This is a genomic window from Paenimyroides baculatum (genome assembly GCF_008629655.1).
GTDB lineage: Bacteria > Bacteroidota > Bacteroidia > Flavobacteriales > Flavobacteriaceae > Flavobacterium > Flavobacterium baculatum.
On the sequence record NZ_VWSG01000002.1, the window covers coordinates 77,864 to 95,308 of the forward strand.

The following is a 17,445-nucleotide window of genomic DNA, read 5'->3' on the forward strand; positions in this document are numbered from 1 at the left end:
ATGTTTCAACTTTTTAAAGTACGTGCGTTTGGCGAGTATATTTCAGACACATTTACATTCATAAAATTACAGGGAAAAAATTATTTTAAAAACTATTTAAAGTTCGCTTTTATTGCCTTGTTGCTTTTAATGGTTTCTATGTCAATGATCGGAACTTTTTATTACCGCATTTTAACAACTTCTTTCGGTTCAATGACTGGCGAAACTTTAGACAATGCTTTTGTTACCGAAAATGCAGTAGTGCTTGTTATTGGGTTTATATCGCTTTTTATTATATCGCTTTATCTTGGTATGTTAAATTATTCCTACCCTGTGTATTACATGCATTTGATAGGAAAAAACAGTAACGAAAAACCATCGTTAAAATCAATTCGTGAACTGTTTAAAAACGATTTTGGCAGATTACTTCTTTTTGGTTTATTAAGCTTTATTACGTTTGCAATTGTAGGAATTATAGCTTTTTCAATAGCTATTATATTAAGTTTTGTAATTATAGGAATCTTTATAATTATATTGTTGGTTCCGTTTTTTATAACGTGGTATTCGCTTACACTTTATTTTTACATCGATAAAAAACAAGACTTTTTCGCGGCGTTGAAACATGCGTTTTACACAATTACCAACAACTTTTGGAACATTGTCGGGGCAAGTTTGTGTATGCTGATTATTGTTTATGTAATAAGTACCATTGTTACCATGATTCCTTACATGATCACTATTTTCGGACTTGTTTTTGGAACACAAGGTGCACAGAATATGGAAAATATAGATGGTTCTGGCATATCAATCTTCCTTGTGGTAATGGTTGTTGTTTATTGTTTTTCGATCTTGGTTTCTATGATCTTAAATCATTTATTATTGATACAAAACGGTTTGGTTTATTATTCTGAACGCGAAAAGTTGGAGTACAATTCAATGCGCCAATCTATTGATGAAATAGGAAAACATGAATAAAACACTTGCTTTTGCTGCCTTATTTTTAAGTTTATCGGCTTTTTCACAAGTTGATAAACCGCTTGATACTATATCAAAACCACAGCAAACTGCAGCAAAAGTTGTTGAATACACCCAAACCAATCTTGCAACCGATACGTTGACAAACGCTTTGGTTCCGTTGAATAACGAGGAGTTGAAACACCGAAAGTTTCGTACTGATTTTAAAGAAAACTATTCTTCATCAGATTTTGAATACAACGTAAAAAAAGAAAGCGGTTTTTTAGCCCGAATACGCGAATGGTGGCGTAATTTTTTAGATTGGTTTAAGACAGATTCCAACGGATCTTCGGATATTCTTGATGAAATTGTCAATATCGTTATTGTTTTTTTGGCGGTAATCGCTTTGGGATTCTTGGTTTATTATCTGAACAAAAAAGAATTTATTCGTCTGTTCTATAAAAAGGAACAAACAGTTATTAGCGAAAAATTCATTGAAGAAAACATCGATATCATCGATTTTAACCTATTAACGCAACAAGCAAAAAAAGAAAACAACTTGCGAAAAGCAGTGCGTTATTACTATTTATGGACATTAAAAAGCTGGTCGCAAAGTAATTTTATCGATTATGAACCGAACAAAACAACTAAACAATACGTAACAGAAATAAAGGATACGGCTAATAAAACGGCTTTTCAGTACATATCTTACATTTATGATAATGTTTGGTACGGTTTACACGAAATTTCCGTTGAGGATTTTGAAAAAATCGAACAACAATTCATCCAATTAATTAATAAAGAATCATGAAAACCGAATACATAAAATATTTCGTGTACTTTTTATTGGCTGCATTTGTTGTAATGTTCATTCAATTGTACTTTCCAAACCCAATAAACTGGAATCGAAATTTTAATACACAAAGTAAAGATCCGTATGGTTTGTATGTTTTTAATAAGGAACTTCCGCATTTATTGAAAGTTCAAAAACTACTAAAAACATCATTAACTCCGTACGAATATTTTTTAGATAACGAACAAACAACCGAAAGCAAAACAACATATTTGTTTGTTGAAAATAAATCTGGTCTAGACGATGTTTCTGTTCAGCAAGTATTGAAAAAAGTGAGTGATGGAGCCGATTTAGTTATTGCTTCGGAAAATTTTTACTATGGAAATAGCTATATTTTAGACACTTTAAAAATTCATCTGCACAATATTAAAACCAATAATTTACATTTTGTAAATAAAGGCAGTTCCGTTGATACATTAAAAATTAAAGATGAATACAACAATATTTTTACGGTAAAAAATCCGGAGAATTACACAGCAATTGCAAAGTTAAACAACAATATTTCGTTTATAAGTACAAAATTTGGTAAGGGAACGGTTTATATAAGCTCCTCTCCTATTTTACTGACAAATTTTTACGTTTTGAATAATGAGGCGAAATCAAGCATTTTTACAGAAGAATTTGTATCGTTCATTAAGAAAGAAAACGTGGTTTGGTTCGATGAAAACTACAATATCGGCGAACGCGAAAGCAATAATTCTATTCTTAATGTAATATTTAAACACAAAAGTCTGCGATTTGCTTGGTACACATTAATTATTGGTTTGCTACTTTACGTAATTTTCTACGGAAAACGCAAACAACGCATTGTTCCCGTGATTGATCCGGTTAAAAATACAACGGTTGAATACATTGAAACCGTAGGAAATTTGTATTACCAAGAAAACAACCACACACAGCTTTTAGACAAGCAGATTAAGTTTGTACTGTATTTTATTAGAACCGAATGGAAAATTATTACGCAGGATCTTAATCAGGATTTTAAAACCAAATTAGAACAAAAATCATTGGAGAATACAGCAGATATTGATCAGTTTGTTAATTTCATAACCAATTTTAATATCGATACAAAATATTCGCAAGCCGATTTAATTCAGTTTAACCAATTGTTAGAAAAACTACATATAAACTATGGAAAATCAAGAAAATAACGAAATATCATTCAACAGCCGTATTCCTTTAACCGAATTAAAAGAGCAGATTGCAGCTATTAAAACCGAATTACACAAGGTGATTGTGGGTCAGGAAGAATTAATCGATTTACTTTTGGTGTCGTTAATTTCAAACGGTCACGTTTTAATCGAGGGTGTTCCCGGATTGGCAAAAACATTAACGGCTAAATTGTTGGCAAAAACGATTCAAACAGGTTTTTCTCGCATACAGTTTACGCCCGATTTAATGCCTTCGGATATTTTAGGAACATCAATTTTTAACAATCAAACCAATAATTTCGAGTTTAAATCAGGACCGGTTTTTTCAAATTTTATTTTGATTGATGAAATTAACCGCGCACCTGCAAAAACCCAGGCAGCTTTGTTTGAAGTAATGGAAGAGCGCCAGATTACGATCGACGGAAAAACCTACGAAATGGAACAGCCGTTTTTGGTTTTGGCTACTCAAAATCCTATTGAACAAGAAGGAACGTATGCGTTGCCCGAAGCACAGTTAGATCGTTTTTTAATGAAGATAACAATTGATTATCCTACATTAGAACAAGAAATTCAATTGTTGCATTTAGAACAAAGCAACGAACATTTTGATAAAACAAGTCTGCTAAAACCTGCAATTAACGCACAACAATTGATTGAATTTCAGCAATTGGCTCAAAAAGTAATGATCGAACCGCATTTAATTCAGTTTATTGCTCAAATTGTTAACAACACGCGTAGTCACAGTTTCTTGTATTTAGGTGCATCGCCTCGTGCTTCCATCGCTATTTTAAACGCAAGTAAATCGTTTGCTTTGATTAACGGTCGCGATTTTGTAACCCCAGACGATATTAAATATGTGGCCTATTATGTGTTGAATCACCGTTTAATTTTGGCTCCGGAACGCGAAATGGAAGGCATTACCATTAAAGATGTTGTAAAGCAGATTATTGATACTGTTGAAATTCCACGCTAATTAAATGAAGTTTTTATATTTAAATACACGTTTTTATCTGGCATTATTGATTGTAACTATTTTATTTGCAATCGGTTTTTTTGCGCCCTTCTTTTTCTACGTTGCACTAATTGTTTTGGCAGTTATTGTTGCATTGATTGCGGTTGAAATATTTCTGCTGTTTCATAAAAAAGATGGAATTACAGTTGAAAGAATTGTGCCCGAAAGATTATCAAACGGAGATAAAAACGAAATCAATTTAAATATAAAAAACAATTATGCTTTCTCGGTTACAATTGAAATTATAGACGAATTGCCTTTTCAGTTTCAAGAACGCAATTTTCTTTTAAGCAGTAATTTAGAGAAAGATTCTAAAAAGCAGATCAACTATTCTATTGTTCCAAAAGAACGCGGTTTGTATCAATTTGGATCTACAAATATTTACGCAACTACTTTAACTAAATTAATAAGTAAACGATTTAAAAATGCTAAAAATGAAGAAGTTGCTGTTTATCCAAGTTTTTTAAATTTACGTAAACATGAACTTCTGGCATCAAAAACGGCATTGTTGCCAAACGGAATTAAACGTACCCGAAAAGTCGGTCAATCATCAGAATTTGAACAAATTAAAGACTATGTAACCGGCGACGATTTACGACATGTAAACTGGAAAGCATCTGCCAAAAAACAGCATTTAATGGTCAATCATTATCAGGAAGAAAAAGCGCAAAACGTGTATTTATTGATTGATAAAGGCAGAACCATGAAAATGCCTTTCGATGGAATGTCACTTTTAGATTATTCGATAAATGCGGCATTGATGTTGGCAAATATTTCCATTAAACGTCAGGATAAAGCCGGTTTGTGGACATTTGAAAAGAAAACCGATGTTTTTCTAAAAGCCGATAACAAAATGCTGCAGGTTCGTAAAATTGTCGATGCATTGTATCATATCGATACCAATTTTAAAGAATCGAACTACCAATATGTTTTAACCGACAGTTTGAAGAAGATTCAGAAACGCAGTCTACTGATTTTGTTTACTAATTTTGAAACGTTAGATGCCTTAAAACGTCAATTACCGTACTTACGTGCGTTGGCAAAAAAACACGTTTTGCTTACTATTATTTTCGAAAATACGCTGTTGAATGACGTTCACAACAGAAAAATAAATTCAACAAAAGATATTTATATTCAAACAATAGCATCTAAATTTGCGCACGAAAAACATTTGATTATTCAAGAACTGCAAATGCACGGCATAAAAACGGTTTACACCAAACCGGCAGATCTTTCGGTAAATCTTTTGAACAAATATTTAGAAATTAAGCGACAAGAAATCATTTAAATGAAACAGATAACAAGTATTCAAAATCAATTAATTAAAGATATTTTTCAGTTACAGGAAAAAAGCAAGGCACGTAAAAAAGCCGGACTTTTTGTAATTGAAGGAATCCGCGAAATTGAAATTGCGCTTAAAAACGATTTTGAAATTGACCAGCTTTTATTTTGTTTTGATTTGTTCGATGCCGAAAATCTGAATCATTTTAAAAGGAAACTTTCCAACACAACCGACCTTATTGAAATATCGAAGGAAGTTTACCAGAAAATAGCGTATCGGGAAAGTACCGAAGGTATCATTGCAGTTGCTAAAACTAAAAATCATTTGTTAGAAAATCTTCAGTTACCAAAAAATCCGCTGATTGTGGTTTTAGAATCGTTAGAAAAACCAGGAAATATTGGTGCGGTTCTGCGTACTGCCGATGCTGCGAATATTGATGCTGTTTTTATTGCCGATCCTAAAACCGATCTGTATAATCCAAACATTGTTCGATCAAGCGTTGGTGCGGTTTTCACCAATAAAATTGTCACCGCGGGATCAGCAGAAATAATAAATTTTTTAAAAGACAATAATATTGCTATTTTTAGCGCTATTTTACAGGAAGCCGTTTCATATTATTCGGTCGATTTTAAACAAGGATCAGCCATTGTAATGGGAACCGAAGCAACCGGTTTAAGTGAAATATGGCGCGAAAATTCAACAGAAAACATCATCATTCCAATGCAAGGTCAAATTGACTCAATGAATGTTTCAGTAGCGGCTGCAGTATTAATTTTTGAAGCAAAAAGACAAAGAAACAGTCAAACAATATAAATAATTAAAAATTTCGTTATATTTATAAAAAATTTACAAAGTTTATGAAAAAAACTATATTAACAGCATTTTTCGGATTAAGCCTAATAGGTTTTTCGGCACAAGCACAGGTAATTCATAAGTACGAGCGTTTCATGCAAGATTATAAATGGAAAGTTGGTGCAAGTTATAACATGATGGATTTTAACTTTAACCATTCTCCAGTTCCTGAAGGTGCAAGCATGATTTCTGGCGGAATTCCTGCAAAAGTTATGATAGGATACGAATTTGCTCCAAACTTATCTTTTGAAGCAGATTTTTCTATGAACGAAATGGAAATTGGAAATTCTATGAACGGAGTTGTTGTTACTGGAGAAAAAATTAGTGTAGCAAACTTCAACGGATCATTTGCATACAGTTTAGGTGGTTTGTTTAATATTCCTGTTGCAGATCCTTATATTAAAGCAGGTATTGGTCATTTACGTTTAAATCAGGTTGATTTAACTATGGCAAGTGCTGGTGGTGGTATTAACTTCTGGATTGCAGATATTCCTGCTACAAAAAGTTCGCGTTACCATCATGACAGAGCGTATCGCCGTATTGGTTTAAATGTAGAAGCTATGGGAAGATCTAACATTTCAACCGAAGGTGCCGGATCTCACGCACAATATTCTGCAGGTGTATTTTACATATTTTAGTAAAATCATTTGTCACAAATATATTAAAGGAGCTTCTGCTCCTTTTTTTATTGGTTAAAATGGATAAACCAATAGTTTTTTTCATATATTTAAACAAGAAAATGGGCATTTTATGACACAAGAACAAATAGAAAAAGAAAACAAAGAAATTGCACGCGAGTACAAAGAACTTTTAAGTATTAGTTATCAAACACTTACAGATGATGATAAGAAACTAATTCGAAAAGCATTCGATGTTGCCGTTGAAGCGCATAAAGATCAAAGAAGAAAATCGGGCGAAGCCTACATCTTCCATCCTATTGCCGTGGCTAAAATTGTAGCTTCGGAGATTGGTTTGGGTCCTACGTCTATAGCTGCCGCTTTAATGCACGATGTTGTTGAAGATACCGATATTACGGTAGAAGATATCGAACGCATGTTTAATCCTAAAATCGCAAAAATTGTTGAAGGATTAACCAAGATTTCGCGTATGGAACCGGATCCGGACATTTCCCTTCAGGCTGAAAATTACCGTAAAATGTTGCTTACGCTGAATGATGATGTGCGTGTTATCTTGATAAAAATTGCCGATCGTTTGCACAACATGCAGACCATGAACTCAATGGCGGCATACAAACAGGCTAAAATAGCATCGGAAACTCTGTACATTTATGCACCCTTAGCTCACCGCTTGGGCTTGTTTAACATAAAAACAAAGTTGGAAGATTTAGGTTTAGAATATACCGAACCAGATGTTTACCACGATATTTTAAGTAAAACAAAAGAAAGTAAAGAAGATCAAAACGCCTATATAGAAAGTATTACGTCTGTTTTAAACGAAGCATTGGCAAAAGAAGATGTATCGTTTACCATAAAAGGTCGCCCGAAATCTATTTATTCTATCCGTAGAAAAATGAAGGCGCAAGGTGTAACTTTCGATCAGGTGTACGATAAATTTGCTATCCGTATTATTTATAATTCTGCCCCTGCAGACGAAAAGTTTATTGCATGGAAAATTTATTCCATTGTAACAGATCATTACCGTCCGTCACCAAGTCGTTTGCGCGATTGGATTTCTTCGCCAAAATCAACCGGATATGAAGCATTGCACATTACCGTTATGGGACCAAAAGGTCGTTGGGTTGAAGTGCAGATTCGCAGCGAACGTATGGATGAAATTGCCGAAAAAGGATACGCTGCACATTACAAATACAAACAAGGAGTTACCGAAGAAAACAGTTTGGATAAATGGCTGAATTTATTGAAAGAAGCTTTAGAAAATTCTGAAGCCAATGCGGTAGATTTTGTCGAAGATTTTAAACTGAATCTTTACGCAAAAGAAATTTACATTTTCACCCCGAAAGGAGAAATAAAATCGTTGCCAAAAGGTGCAACAGCGTTAGATTTTGCCTTCAGTATTCATACTGATATTGGTATAAAAACGCGTGGGACAAAAGTAAATGGTAAATTGGTTCCGTTGAATTACGAATTAAATTCGGGCGATCAGGTAGAAATTATTACATCGGCAAATCAAAAACCAAGTTCGCATTGGTTGGAATATGTAACCACTGCCCGAGCAAAAAATAAAATTAAAAATGCCTTAAACGAAGATGTTAAACAAATTTCCGAAGACGGAAAAGAAGTTTTAACCAGAAAGTTAAAGCATTTAAAAATTACGCTTGACGAGAAAACCGTTAACGATCTTGTTAATTTCTTCAAGTTAAAAACCAGTCAGGATTTATTTTACCGTGTAGGTTCAGGAAAAATCGAAAATCAACAGCTAAAAGAATTCGCAACGCATAAAAACAGTAATGCTTTTATGAATTTCTTTAAGAAATCGATTCGAAAAGAAGCTCCAGGAGTTCTTGCTGAAACAAAGCTGGATTCATTGGTGTTTGGTAAGAACGATGAAAAGTTAGATTACAAACTTGCAAGTTGCTGTAACCCTATTCCGGGCGATCAGGTTTTTGGTTTTGTAACGATCAATGAAGGTATAAAAGTTCATAAAATAGACTGTCCGAATGCTATCAGCCTTCAGTCAAATTACGCATATAGAATTCTTCCTGCAAAATGGATCGATTCATCTGTTCAGGAATTCAATGCATCGTTAATGATCAAAGGAATCGATGGTTTAGGATTGACGAATGAACTTACCAGAGTAATATCTAACCAAATGAATGTGAATATTCAAAGTATTTCGTTAAGCTCAAACGCAGGAATTTTCAACGGACAAATCACCGTAATTGTTCCAAATAATCAGGTATTAAACAGGCTTATAGAAAACATTCAGGGAATTGATGGTGTTGAAAAAATTACACGTATTTTAGGAACTGCTTAATTTTAAACATTTAATTTTTAGTATCGGTAATAAACTTTTATATTTGTGCTGTTAAAAAGGATCATGGAAGAAAATAAAAATCAAGAAATTGTAAAAAGCGTTTTTACTAAATATTTAGAAGATAAAGGCCACCGAAAAACTCCGGAACGCTACGCTATTCTTCAGGAAATTTACGAAAACGAAGAACATTTTGACATTGAATCGTTATACATTAAAATGAAAAACAAAAACTACCGTGTTAGTAGGGCTACGCTTTATAATACGATAGAATTGTTGTTGGAATGTGGTTTGGTGCGCCGTCATCAGTTCGGGCAAAACCAGTCACATTACGAAAAATCGTATTTCGACAAACAACATGACCATATAATTTTAACAGATACAGGCGAAGTTATTGAATTTTGTGATCCGCGTATTCAAATAATCAAGCAAACAATCGAAGAAATTTTTAACATAAAAGTGCACAATCACTCTTTATATTTCTACGGAACAAAAGAAGATACTACCACAACTAATAATTAAAAACAGACTAACATACTAAACATGACAGTAGATTTGTTACTTGGTCTTCAATGGGGAGATGAAGGAAAAGGAAAAATTGTAGACGTTCTAACATCAAAGTACGATATTATCGCACGTTTTCAAGGCGGTCCAAATGCAGGACACACGTTGGAATTTGATGGAATTAAGCACGTTTTAAGAACAATTCCTTCTGGAATTTTCCATAAAAATTCAATAAATATCATCGGAAACGGCGTTGTAATGGATCCGGTGGTTTTTCAAAAAGAAATTGAAGGTTTACAAAAGTTTGACATTGATGTTCAATCAAGACTTTTAATCTCAAGAAAAGCACATTTAATTTTACCTACGCACCGTTTGTTAGATGCAGCTTCTGAAGCATCAAAAGGTAAAGCAAAAATTGGTTCTACTTTAAAAGGAATTGGTCCAACTTACATGGATAAAACCGGAAGAAACGGTTTACGTGTGGGCGATATTGAACTTGCAGATTTTAAAGAAAGATACAATGCGTTGGCAGAAAAACACATTGATATGATTAAGTTCTACAATGTTGATTTGCAGTACAATTTGGCTGAAATGGAAGATGAATTCTTTGCTGCTGTTGAAGAATTAAAGAAATTAACTTTTATTGATTCTGAATTTTACTTAAACAGTGCTTTAAAAGAAGGAAAAACTATTTTGGCAGAAGGTGCACAAGGATCTTTGTTAGATATCGATTTTGGAACATATCCTTTCGTAACATCATCAAACACAACAGCTGCAGGTGCTTGTACAGGTTTAGGTATTGCGCCAAACAAGGTAAAAGATGTTTTTGGTATTTTCAAGGCATACACAACCCGCGTTGGTTCGGGCCCATTTCCTACCGAATTATTTGATTCTGTTGGTGAAACAATGGCAAAAGTTGGTAATGAGTTTGGATCAGTTACAGGTCGTGCGCGTCGTTGTGGCTGGTTAGATTTGGTTGCGTTGAAATATGCAGTAGAAGTAAACGGAGTTACTGCTTTATACATGATGAAAGGCGATGTTTTGTCGGGCTTTGATACATTAAAAGTTTGTACTTCTTACACATATAAAGGCGAACAAATTGATCATTTACCTTATAATATCGAAGAAGAAAATGTACAACCGGTTTATGTAGAGAAAAAAGGTTGGAAACAAGATTTAACAGGTTTAACAACGTATGGCGATTTACCTGAAGAATTAAAAGAATACATAGAATTTATTGAACAATACGTTGGCGTACCGATTAAAGTTGTATCGGTTGGTCCAGATCGTAAACAAACAATAATGAAATAAAATTATCCACTTTTATTTTTATTTGTTTTAAATTCACAAGACATTTTTATTATTTAGTGATTGAATGAATATACTTTTAATCTGATAATTTCACTCTAAATAAATTAAATAATAATTTTATTCTTTTATAAAAAACACCCAAAAAATATTTTTGGGTGTTTTTTTGCTATTTAAGAGGAATATTCTTTAGAATTTCTAAAACAAATTTCCAGTATTTTTGAACTGATGAAATAGAAACACGTTCTTCTGGTGAATGTGCACCACGAATTGTTGGTCCAAACGAAATCATTTCCATATCAGGATAATTCGTTCCTAAAATACCGCACTCTAATCCGGCGTGGCAAGCTACTGCATTCGCTTTTTGTCCGTTTTGTTTTTCATACAATTCATCTAAAACTTTTAAGATTGATGAATTTGGATTTGGTGTCCAACCTGGATAAGATCCTGAAAAATCAACTTCGCATCCCATTAATTCAAATGCAGAACGTAAACTGTTTGCTAAATCGAACTTTGATGTTTCAACCGACGATCTTGTTAAACATTGTACCTGCAATTTACCGTTACCAACCGTTACTTTTGCAATGTTGTTTGATGTTTCTACCAAATCATCGAAATCTGCACTCATTCTATAAACTCCGTTATGAGCGGTGTATAATGCACGAACCAAGTAATATTGCGCCATTGCTGGCATTACTTTTTCGGGTAACGTTTCCTGCTTTTCAAAAATGATTTCTAAATTAGGTTCTGTAGTTGCAAATTCTGCCTTAATATCGTTTACAACAGGTAACATATCAAACACAAAAGATTCATCGTACATTTTTGCAATAATCACGTTTGCAACACTTTCGCGTGGAATCGCGTTACGTAAACTTCCGCCGTTAATGGTAGAAATCTGTAATCCGAAATTATCAAAACCATTAAAAAGCAAACGGTTCATAATTTTATTGGCGTTACCCAAACCTTTGTGGATATCCATACCTGAATGTCCGCCTTTCAGGCCTTTAACAGTGATCGTGTAAACTACAGATCCATCGGGAGTATCTTCATCATCGTACTCTGCGGTTGCGGTAACATCTACTCCACCGGCACAACCAATATCAATTTCATCGTCTTCTTCTGTATCTAAATTCAATAATATATCGCCCGTTAGCAATCCGCCTTTTAAACCCATTGCACCAGTCATTCCTGTTTCTTCATCAATAGTAAACAAAGCTTCAATTGCAGGATGTTCTATTTCTTTTGAAGCCAAAACCGCCATGATTGTTGCTACACCAATTCCGTTATCGGCACCTAAAGTAGTTCCTTTTGCACGAACCCAGTCTTCATCGATATACATATCAATTCCCTGCGTATCAAAATCGAAAACGGTATCGTTGTTTTTTTGGTGAACCATGTCTAAATGCGACTGTAAAACAATTGTTTTACGATTCTCCATACCTGCTGTTGCCGGCTTTTTTACAATTACGTTACCAACTTCGTCAACAATGGTTTCCAATCCTAGATTTTCGCCGAATTGTTTCATGAAGGCAATTACACGTTCTTCTTTTTTTGACGGACGCGGAACTGCGTTTAAATCTGCAAAATGATTCCACAACGGAAGTGGTTCTAAATTGCGAATATCTTGACTCATATCTTTTAAATTTTAATCAAAGTTACTTATTATAAAACAAAAAAGCCACTTTAAACTGGGTTTAAAATGGCTGTCATACAAAATAAAAACAATAATTATTTTTAAGGTTATGCAACAATATATTTGTCAAATAACTTCTGTGCTTTTTTCTTTGTTACTTCTTTTTTATATTTTTTTTCAGAATCAATGTAAAATACAGGTGCACTTTTGCACATTCCCTGACATTTCATTTTTTCTAACGAAACATTTTGGTTTAAACCTGTTTCTTTAAGTAATTCTTTTAAGCAAGATTTTGCTTCTTCATTGTATCTGCAACATTTTTTTCCATCGCAAAAATAAATTACTTCATTAAAAGATTTACATTTACTCATTATCCTTATCTTTAACGAGTACAAATATAAATAATTATTTTTATTTATTCTAAATAAAATATTTAAATGAAAAAAAAATATTTCTTTTTAACTGTATTACTGCTCTTTGTAATTTGTAGTTATTTAATTGGTCATTTATTCCCTGAATTTTTCACTCATATTTACAATCAAAAGCTTTACAGTTATTTAGATAGTTTCTTGCATTTAATATCGAACATATTTCCTTTTTCTTTGGGCGATGTATTTTATGCAGTTGTGATAATTTACTTTATTTACAAGTGTTTTGTATTGATAAAAAGAAAATTGTACAAAGATTTTGGTGTTTTTATATTGACATCGGTTTTACTATTCTTCGGAATTTTTCAACTGTTTTGGGGATGGAACAATTACAAGTTTTCGGTTGTGCATCAATTAAAATTAGAAAGAAGTTATACACAAGCCGAATTAGATTCGATCACAAACAAATTGACAGAAATTGTAAACAATCAGCAGTTTTTAATCACTAATGATTTATTAAAAGAAGTATCGATTGAGAAAGATTTGGAGTTATTCAACGAAACTGCCCGATTGAACTATACAAAACTGCCTGATCATTTAAAGGAAATCTTGACTGATAATAAAATTAATAATGTAAAACCATCGTTTTACTCGTACTTACAGTCTTACACCGGATTTAGCGGATATTTTAATCCTTTTACGCATGAAAATCAATTAAATATTGAAATTCCAACAATAGGAATGCCTGTTACCGTAGCACATGAAATGGCTCATCAGCTGGGAATTGCAAGCGAAACCGAAGCTAATTTTTACGGATATAAAGTGATGTTGCAAAGCACCGATTTAAAATTTAAATATGCGGCGAATTTATATGCTTTAAAATATTGTTTAAAGCAGTACAGATACGAAAACGAAGAAACATATCAGTTACTTTTTAACCGTTTAAATGTTGGCGTTCAGCAAAATATTTTAGAAAGCGAACAATTTTGGCTACGTAAAAGAAATATTTCTTCGTATTTTTTTAAGAATCTTTATGGCAGGTTTTTAAAAATAAACAACCAGAAAGACGGCATTCAATCTTATAATAAATTTGTTGATTTATTGATTAATTACAACAAAAAATATCCTGAAATTTAATTATCCTGCGGTTTTATATCTCTGTTTTTACGGTACGGACGAATAATTACGCGCGATTCACGATCGAAAACAAAATAATTATAAACCCAGCTCCAGAAAACCAACGTTTTGTTTTTAAAACCAATCAGCGAAAATAAATGGACAAACATCCAAACGAACCAAGCAAAAACTCCGTTAAAATGTAGTTTAGGTAAATCTACAACCGCTTTGTTTCTACCAATGGTTGCCATAGATCCTTTATCGTTGTAGATGAACTTTTTAAGCGATTGTTTTTTGGTTAATCGTTCTAAATTTTCTGCCAACAAATTTCCTTGCTGAATAGCAGGCTGTGCCATCATTGGATGTCCATATTGATATTTTTCACCGTACATTGCAGCAACATCGCCCAAAGCAAAAACATCGGTAAAACCTTCCACTTGATTAAATTCATTCACACGAATACGCGACGCACGATCTAAAGTTTGTGGCATTCCTTCGATCGGAGCACCTTTCACCCCAGCCGACCAAATTACTGCATGTGTATCAAAAGATAATCCGCCTTTAGTTTCGATCTTTTTACCATCGTAATTCGTTACAATCGTTTTTAAGTGAATTTTTACTCCTAAATCCTTCAGAAACTTTTCGGCAGCTTTCGACGATTTTTTAGACATGGCATCCAAAATATTATCAGATCCCTGAACCAAATTAATTTCCATCATAGAAATATCCAAATCGGGATAATCTTTAGGAAAAACAGCATTTTTCATTTCGGCTAAAGCTCCGGCTAATTCCACACCGGTTGGTCCGGCACCTACAATTACGAAATTCATCAACGCTTTACGTTCGTTCATATCATTCGTTTGCAAAGCCAATTCAAAATTTTCGAGTATAAGACTGCGTAAGTTTAAAGCTTCGGGTATGGTTTTCATTACCATACTGTTTTTTTCAATCTCTTTATTGCCGAAATAATTGTTGGTAGAACCTGTTGCAATTACCAAATAATCGTAATAAATTGTTCCGATATCGGTAATGACCTTTTTATTTTCGGTATCGATTTGTTCAACCAAAGTCATTCTAAAAAAAGCTTCGCGGTGCTCTTTAATGATCTTACGCATTGGGTATGCAATTGAACCAGACTCTAATCCGCCGGTTGCCACCTGATACATTAAGGGCTGAAAGTTATGATAATTGTGTTTATCTAACAAAACAACTTGAAACGCTTTGTTTTTTAACTTTTGTGCTATTGCAACACCTGCAAATCCACCACCTATGATAACGACTCTAGGATTACTAGAATCTGGAATATTCATCATATTTAAAACTATTTGAATTACTACAAAATTACGAAGTAAATGATAATAATTGCAGTATTATTTTGTTTTTGAACGCTTGGCTGTTAATTGTAAAATATATTGTTATTTTGCATAAAAATTAACAATACATGAAGGGTTTAAATTTTTTTAAAGATACTTATGCTGATATAAATACTGCGAAGTTTAGTAGTCGTGATGAATTATATGATGCTATTAAGAAAAAATCGATACGCAGTTTGTTATGGATTTGCATTATAAATATTTTGATATTGACATTTTTTGTGTTTTCAAGTTTTATCTATCAAATAAATAGTCAACAAAATGTGAATACTTTTCCTTCATTGTTTTTGCAAATTGCAGATTATGCTCTTTTAATTTTACCTGTAGTTTTTACACTTATATGTGCCTATTTAATTTATAAAATAAAAGCTAAAAATACGGTTGAAACATTATTATTGAGTGTAAAAAATGCAAAGAACGGATTGAAATTATACCTTTCGTTGATTTTGGTCGCCTACCTGATTATTATTTATATAACCATATATCAAACTATAGTATCGGGCACAAATGACGCAACATTAGATGACAGTTTTTCATTTTACGCCGCAATAATTTTAACCTGCGTGGTTTGTACTATAGTAATTTTACTTATACTTTGGCTACTTTATAAACTATTATACAGTCGATTTTTAAGAAGCTTAACGAAGAACTATTATATTTTAAAGGATTTTGTATAAATAGCTAGACAGCAAGTAAAAAAACTTAAGTTTTCAAAATAACTTTTATATATTTAAATCAATGAATTAAATATATAAGATAAATTATGAGATTTCATACACGAAAATGGGTAAAACCCGAAGATTTAAATCCTAACAAAACACTATTTGGAGGAAAATTATTAGCTTGGATTGATGAAGAAGCTGCTTTATATAGCATTATTCAGTTAGAAAATACGCATGTTGTTACAAAATTTATGTCTGAAATTAATTTTATGGCATCGGCTAAAGAAGGTGATATTATCGAAATTGGTTTGGATGTGGTAAAATTCGGGACAACTTCGCTGGTTTTAAACTGTCAGGTTCGTAACAAAATGACTCATGAAACCATAATTACTGTTGATAAAATTACAATGGTTAATTTAGATGCCGACGGAAATCCTAAATCACACGGCAAAAACAAAATTGAGTATGTGCATGAACGTTTATCAAAAAAGGAATAGTATTTAATGAGCATTCAAATAAAAAAACAGTCAGGCGAAATAGTTCCGTTCGATAAAAAAAGTTTCCATAGATCTTTAGTGAATTCAGGTGCCGACCTTGAAGATGCAAACCATATATGCGATACAATTACCAAAGAACTTTATAATGGTATCTCAACAAAAGAATTGTATCAAAAAGCGTTTGATTTATTAAAAAAATCGAAATCTTCTGTAGCAGCGCGATATAGTTTAAAAAGAGCCTTGCAAGATCTGGGTCCGGAAGGTTTTTTCTTTGAAAAATGGGTAGCAAAAATTTTCGAAGTTCAAGGTTACGATACCATGACAAGTCAGACTTTAACAGGAAAATCAACCGTAACTCATGAAATTGATGTGATAATTTCAAACAAAAATGAAGATTTGATCTGCGAATGTAAGTTTAGAAATGACATTGATGCCAAGATCAGCGTTACGACACCCATGTATTTTTTATCGAGATTTAATGATTTAAAAGACAATAGTTTTACTTTTTTTAATAGACCGTTTAAACCGCAAAAAGGTTATATGATAACCAATGCGTTTTTTACGACAGACAGTATTGCTTTTGCAGATTGTTACGGTATTAATTTAATCAGTTGGAATTACCCCGAAGATAAAAACATTAAGAGACTAACAGATTACCACGGCTTATATCCCGTAACTTGTTTAACCACTTTGACGAAAGAAGAGGAGCAAACATTGTTGTCTAAAAATTGTATTCTGGTGCGTGAATTAATTAAAAATCCGGTTTTGCTAGATCATTTTAAATTTTCAAACGATCGAAAAGAATTGATTTTGAAGGAGGCTGTAGAGTTGGTAGACGCTAAAGTATAAATACACCCATAATTAACTTAAAAAAAATGAAAATATAATTAATTAGATTATTTTCTAAATCTTAATCGTATATTTGCATCATAATTTTCGAGGAAAAATT

Annotated in this window: 17 protein-coding genes; 14 read left to right on the top strand and 3 right to left on the bottom strand. The window is 32.8% G+C overall.

Annotated elements, in window-relative coordinates:
• From F0460_RS02860 to F0460_RS02905, 10 genes are all read left to right on the top strand, one after another.
• A complete protein-coding gene (locus F0460_RS02860) occupies positions 1–954 on the top strand; it encodes a hypothetical protein (protein ID WP_150010088.1) in 954 nt (317 codons plus the stop codon).
• A complete protein-coding gene (locus tag F0460_RS02865) occupies positions 947–1,744 on the top strand; it encodes a hypothetical protein (protein ID WP_150010090.1) in 798 nt (265 codons plus the stop codon). The genes F0460_RS02860 and F0460_RS02865 overlap by 8 nt, the downstream gene beginning before the upstream one ends.
• Positions 1,741–2,937, top strand: a complete 1,197-nt coding sequence (locus tag F0460_RS02870; RefSeq protein WP_150010092.1) for a DUF4350 domain-containing protein — start codon at positions 1,741–1,743, stop codon at positions 2,935–2,937. Before F0460_RS02865 ends, F0460_RS02870 begins: the two co-directional genes overlap by 4 nt.
• A complete protein-coding gene (locus F0460_RS02875) occupies positions 2,918–3,910 on the top strand; it encodes an AAA family ATPase (RefSeq protein ID WP_150010094.1) in 993 nt (330 codons plus the stop codon). Before F0460_RS02870 ends, F0460_RS02875 begins: the two co-directional genes overlap by 20 nt.
• 4 nt (positions 3,911–3,914) lie before the next feature.
• Positions 3,915–5,237: a DUF58 domain-containing protein gene (locus F0460_RS02880; protein ID WP_150010096.1), complete on the top strand. Its 1,323-nt coding sequence runs from the start codon at positions 3,915–3,917 to the stop codon at positions 5,235–5,237.
• Positions 5,238–6,044 carry a TrmH family RNA methyltransferase gene (locus F0460_RS02885; protein ID WP_150010098.1) on the top strand — a complete coding sequence of 269 codons (807 nt, stop codon included), beginning with the start codon at positions 5,238–5,240 and terminating at the stop codon, positions 6,042–6,044. It begins immediately after the preceding gene.
• Between the two features lie 44 nt (positions 6,045–6,088).
• On the top strand, positions 6,089–6,721 hold the full coding sequence (locus tag F0460_RS02890) for an outer membrane beta-barrel protein (RefSeq protein WP_150010100.1): 633 nt from the start codon (positions 6,089–6,091) through the stop codon (positions 6,719–6,721).
• 112 nt (positions 6,722–6,833) lie between these two features.
• Positions 6,834–9,038, top strand: coding sequence for a RelA/SpoT family protein (locus tag F0460_RS02895; protein ID WP_150010102.1), 2,205 nt, complete (start codon positions 6,834–6,836; stop codon positions 9,036–9,038).
• Positions 9,039–9,101: 63 nt separating this feature from the next.
• Positions 9,102–9,557, top strand: a complete 456-nt coding sequence (locus F0460_RS02900) for a Fur family transcriptional regulator (RefSeq protein ID WP_150010104.1) — start codon at positions 9,102–9,104, stop codon at positions 9,555–9,557.
• Positions 9,558–9,578: 21 nt separating this feature from the next.
• Positions 9,579–10,850 (top strand): adenylosuccinate synthase, encoded by a 1,272-nt coding sequence (locus tag F0460_RS02905; protein WP_150010106.1) that lies wholly within the window; start codon positions 9,579–9,581, stop codon positions 10,848–10,850.
• Between the two features lie 166 nt (positions 10,851–11,016).
• Here the strand turns inward: F0460_RS02905 and F0460_RS02910 are convergent, their stop codons facing one another.
• The gene (locus F0460_RS02910) at positions 11,017–12,480 is read right to left on the bottom strand and encodes an aminoacyl-histidine dipeptidase (RefSeq protein ID WP_150010108.1); all 1,464 of its coding nucleotides are present in this window, start codon (positions 12,478–12,480) and stop codon (positions 11,017–11,019) included.
• Between the two features lie 107 nt (positions 12,481–12,587).
• Positions 12,588–12,851 carry a (2Fe-2S) ferredoxin domain-containing protein gene (locus F0460_RS02915; RefSeq protein WP_129758903.1) on the bottom strand — a complete coding sequence of 88 codons (264 nt, stop codon included), beginning with the start codon at positions 12,849–12,851 and terminating at the stop codon, positions 12,588–12,590.
• Between the two features lie 66 nt (positions 12,852–12,917).
• Here F0460_RS02915 and F0460_RS02920 point away from each other — a divergent pair, with 66 nt between their 5' ends.
• Positions 12,918–13,985 carry a DUF3810 domain-containing protein gene (locus tag F0460_RS02920; protein WP_150010110.1) on the top strand — a complete coding sequence of 356 codons (1,068 nt, stop codon included), beginning with the start codon at positions 12,918–12,920 and terminating at the stop codon, positions 13,983–13,985.
• Here the strand turns inward: F0460_RS02920 and F0460_RS02925 are convergent.
• Positions 13,982–15,277, bottom strand: coding sequence for an NAD(P)/FAD-dependent oxidoreductase (locus F0460_RS02925; RefSeq protein ID WP_190304073.1), 1,296 nt, complete (start codon positions 15,275–15,277; stop codon positions 13,982–13,984). The genes F0460_RS02920 and F0460_RS02925 overlap by 4 nt on opposite strands.
• Positions 15,278–15,405: 128 nt before the next feature.
• Between F0460_RS02925 and F0460_RS02930 the strand changes: the two genes are divergently transcribed.
• The 3 genes from F0460_RS02930 to F0460_RS02940 all read left to right on the top strand — a co-directional run bounded on the left by F0460_RS02930 (position 15,406) and on the right by F0460_RS02940 (position 17,345).
• The gene (locus F0460_RS02930; protein ID WP_150010112.1) at positions 15,406–16,014 is read left to right on the top strand and encodes a hypothetical protein; all 609 of its coding nucleotides are present in this window, start codon (positions 15,406–15,408) and stop codon (positions 16,012–16,014) included.
• Positions 16,015–16,100: 86 nt separating this feature from the next.
• A complete protein-coding gene (locus F0460_RS02935) occupies positions 16,101–16,496 on the top strand; it encodes an acyl-CoA thioesterase (protein ID WP_150010114.1) in 396 nt (131 codons plus the stop codon).
• Positions 16,497–16,502: 6 nt separating this feature from the next.
• Positions 16,503–17,345 (top strand): ATP cone domain-containing protein, encoded by an 843-nt coding sequence (locus F0460_RS02940; protein ID WP_223810750.1) that lies wholly within the window; start codon positions 16,503–16,505, stop codon positions 17,343–17,345.
• Positions 17,346–17,445 lie beyond the last annotated feature (100 nt).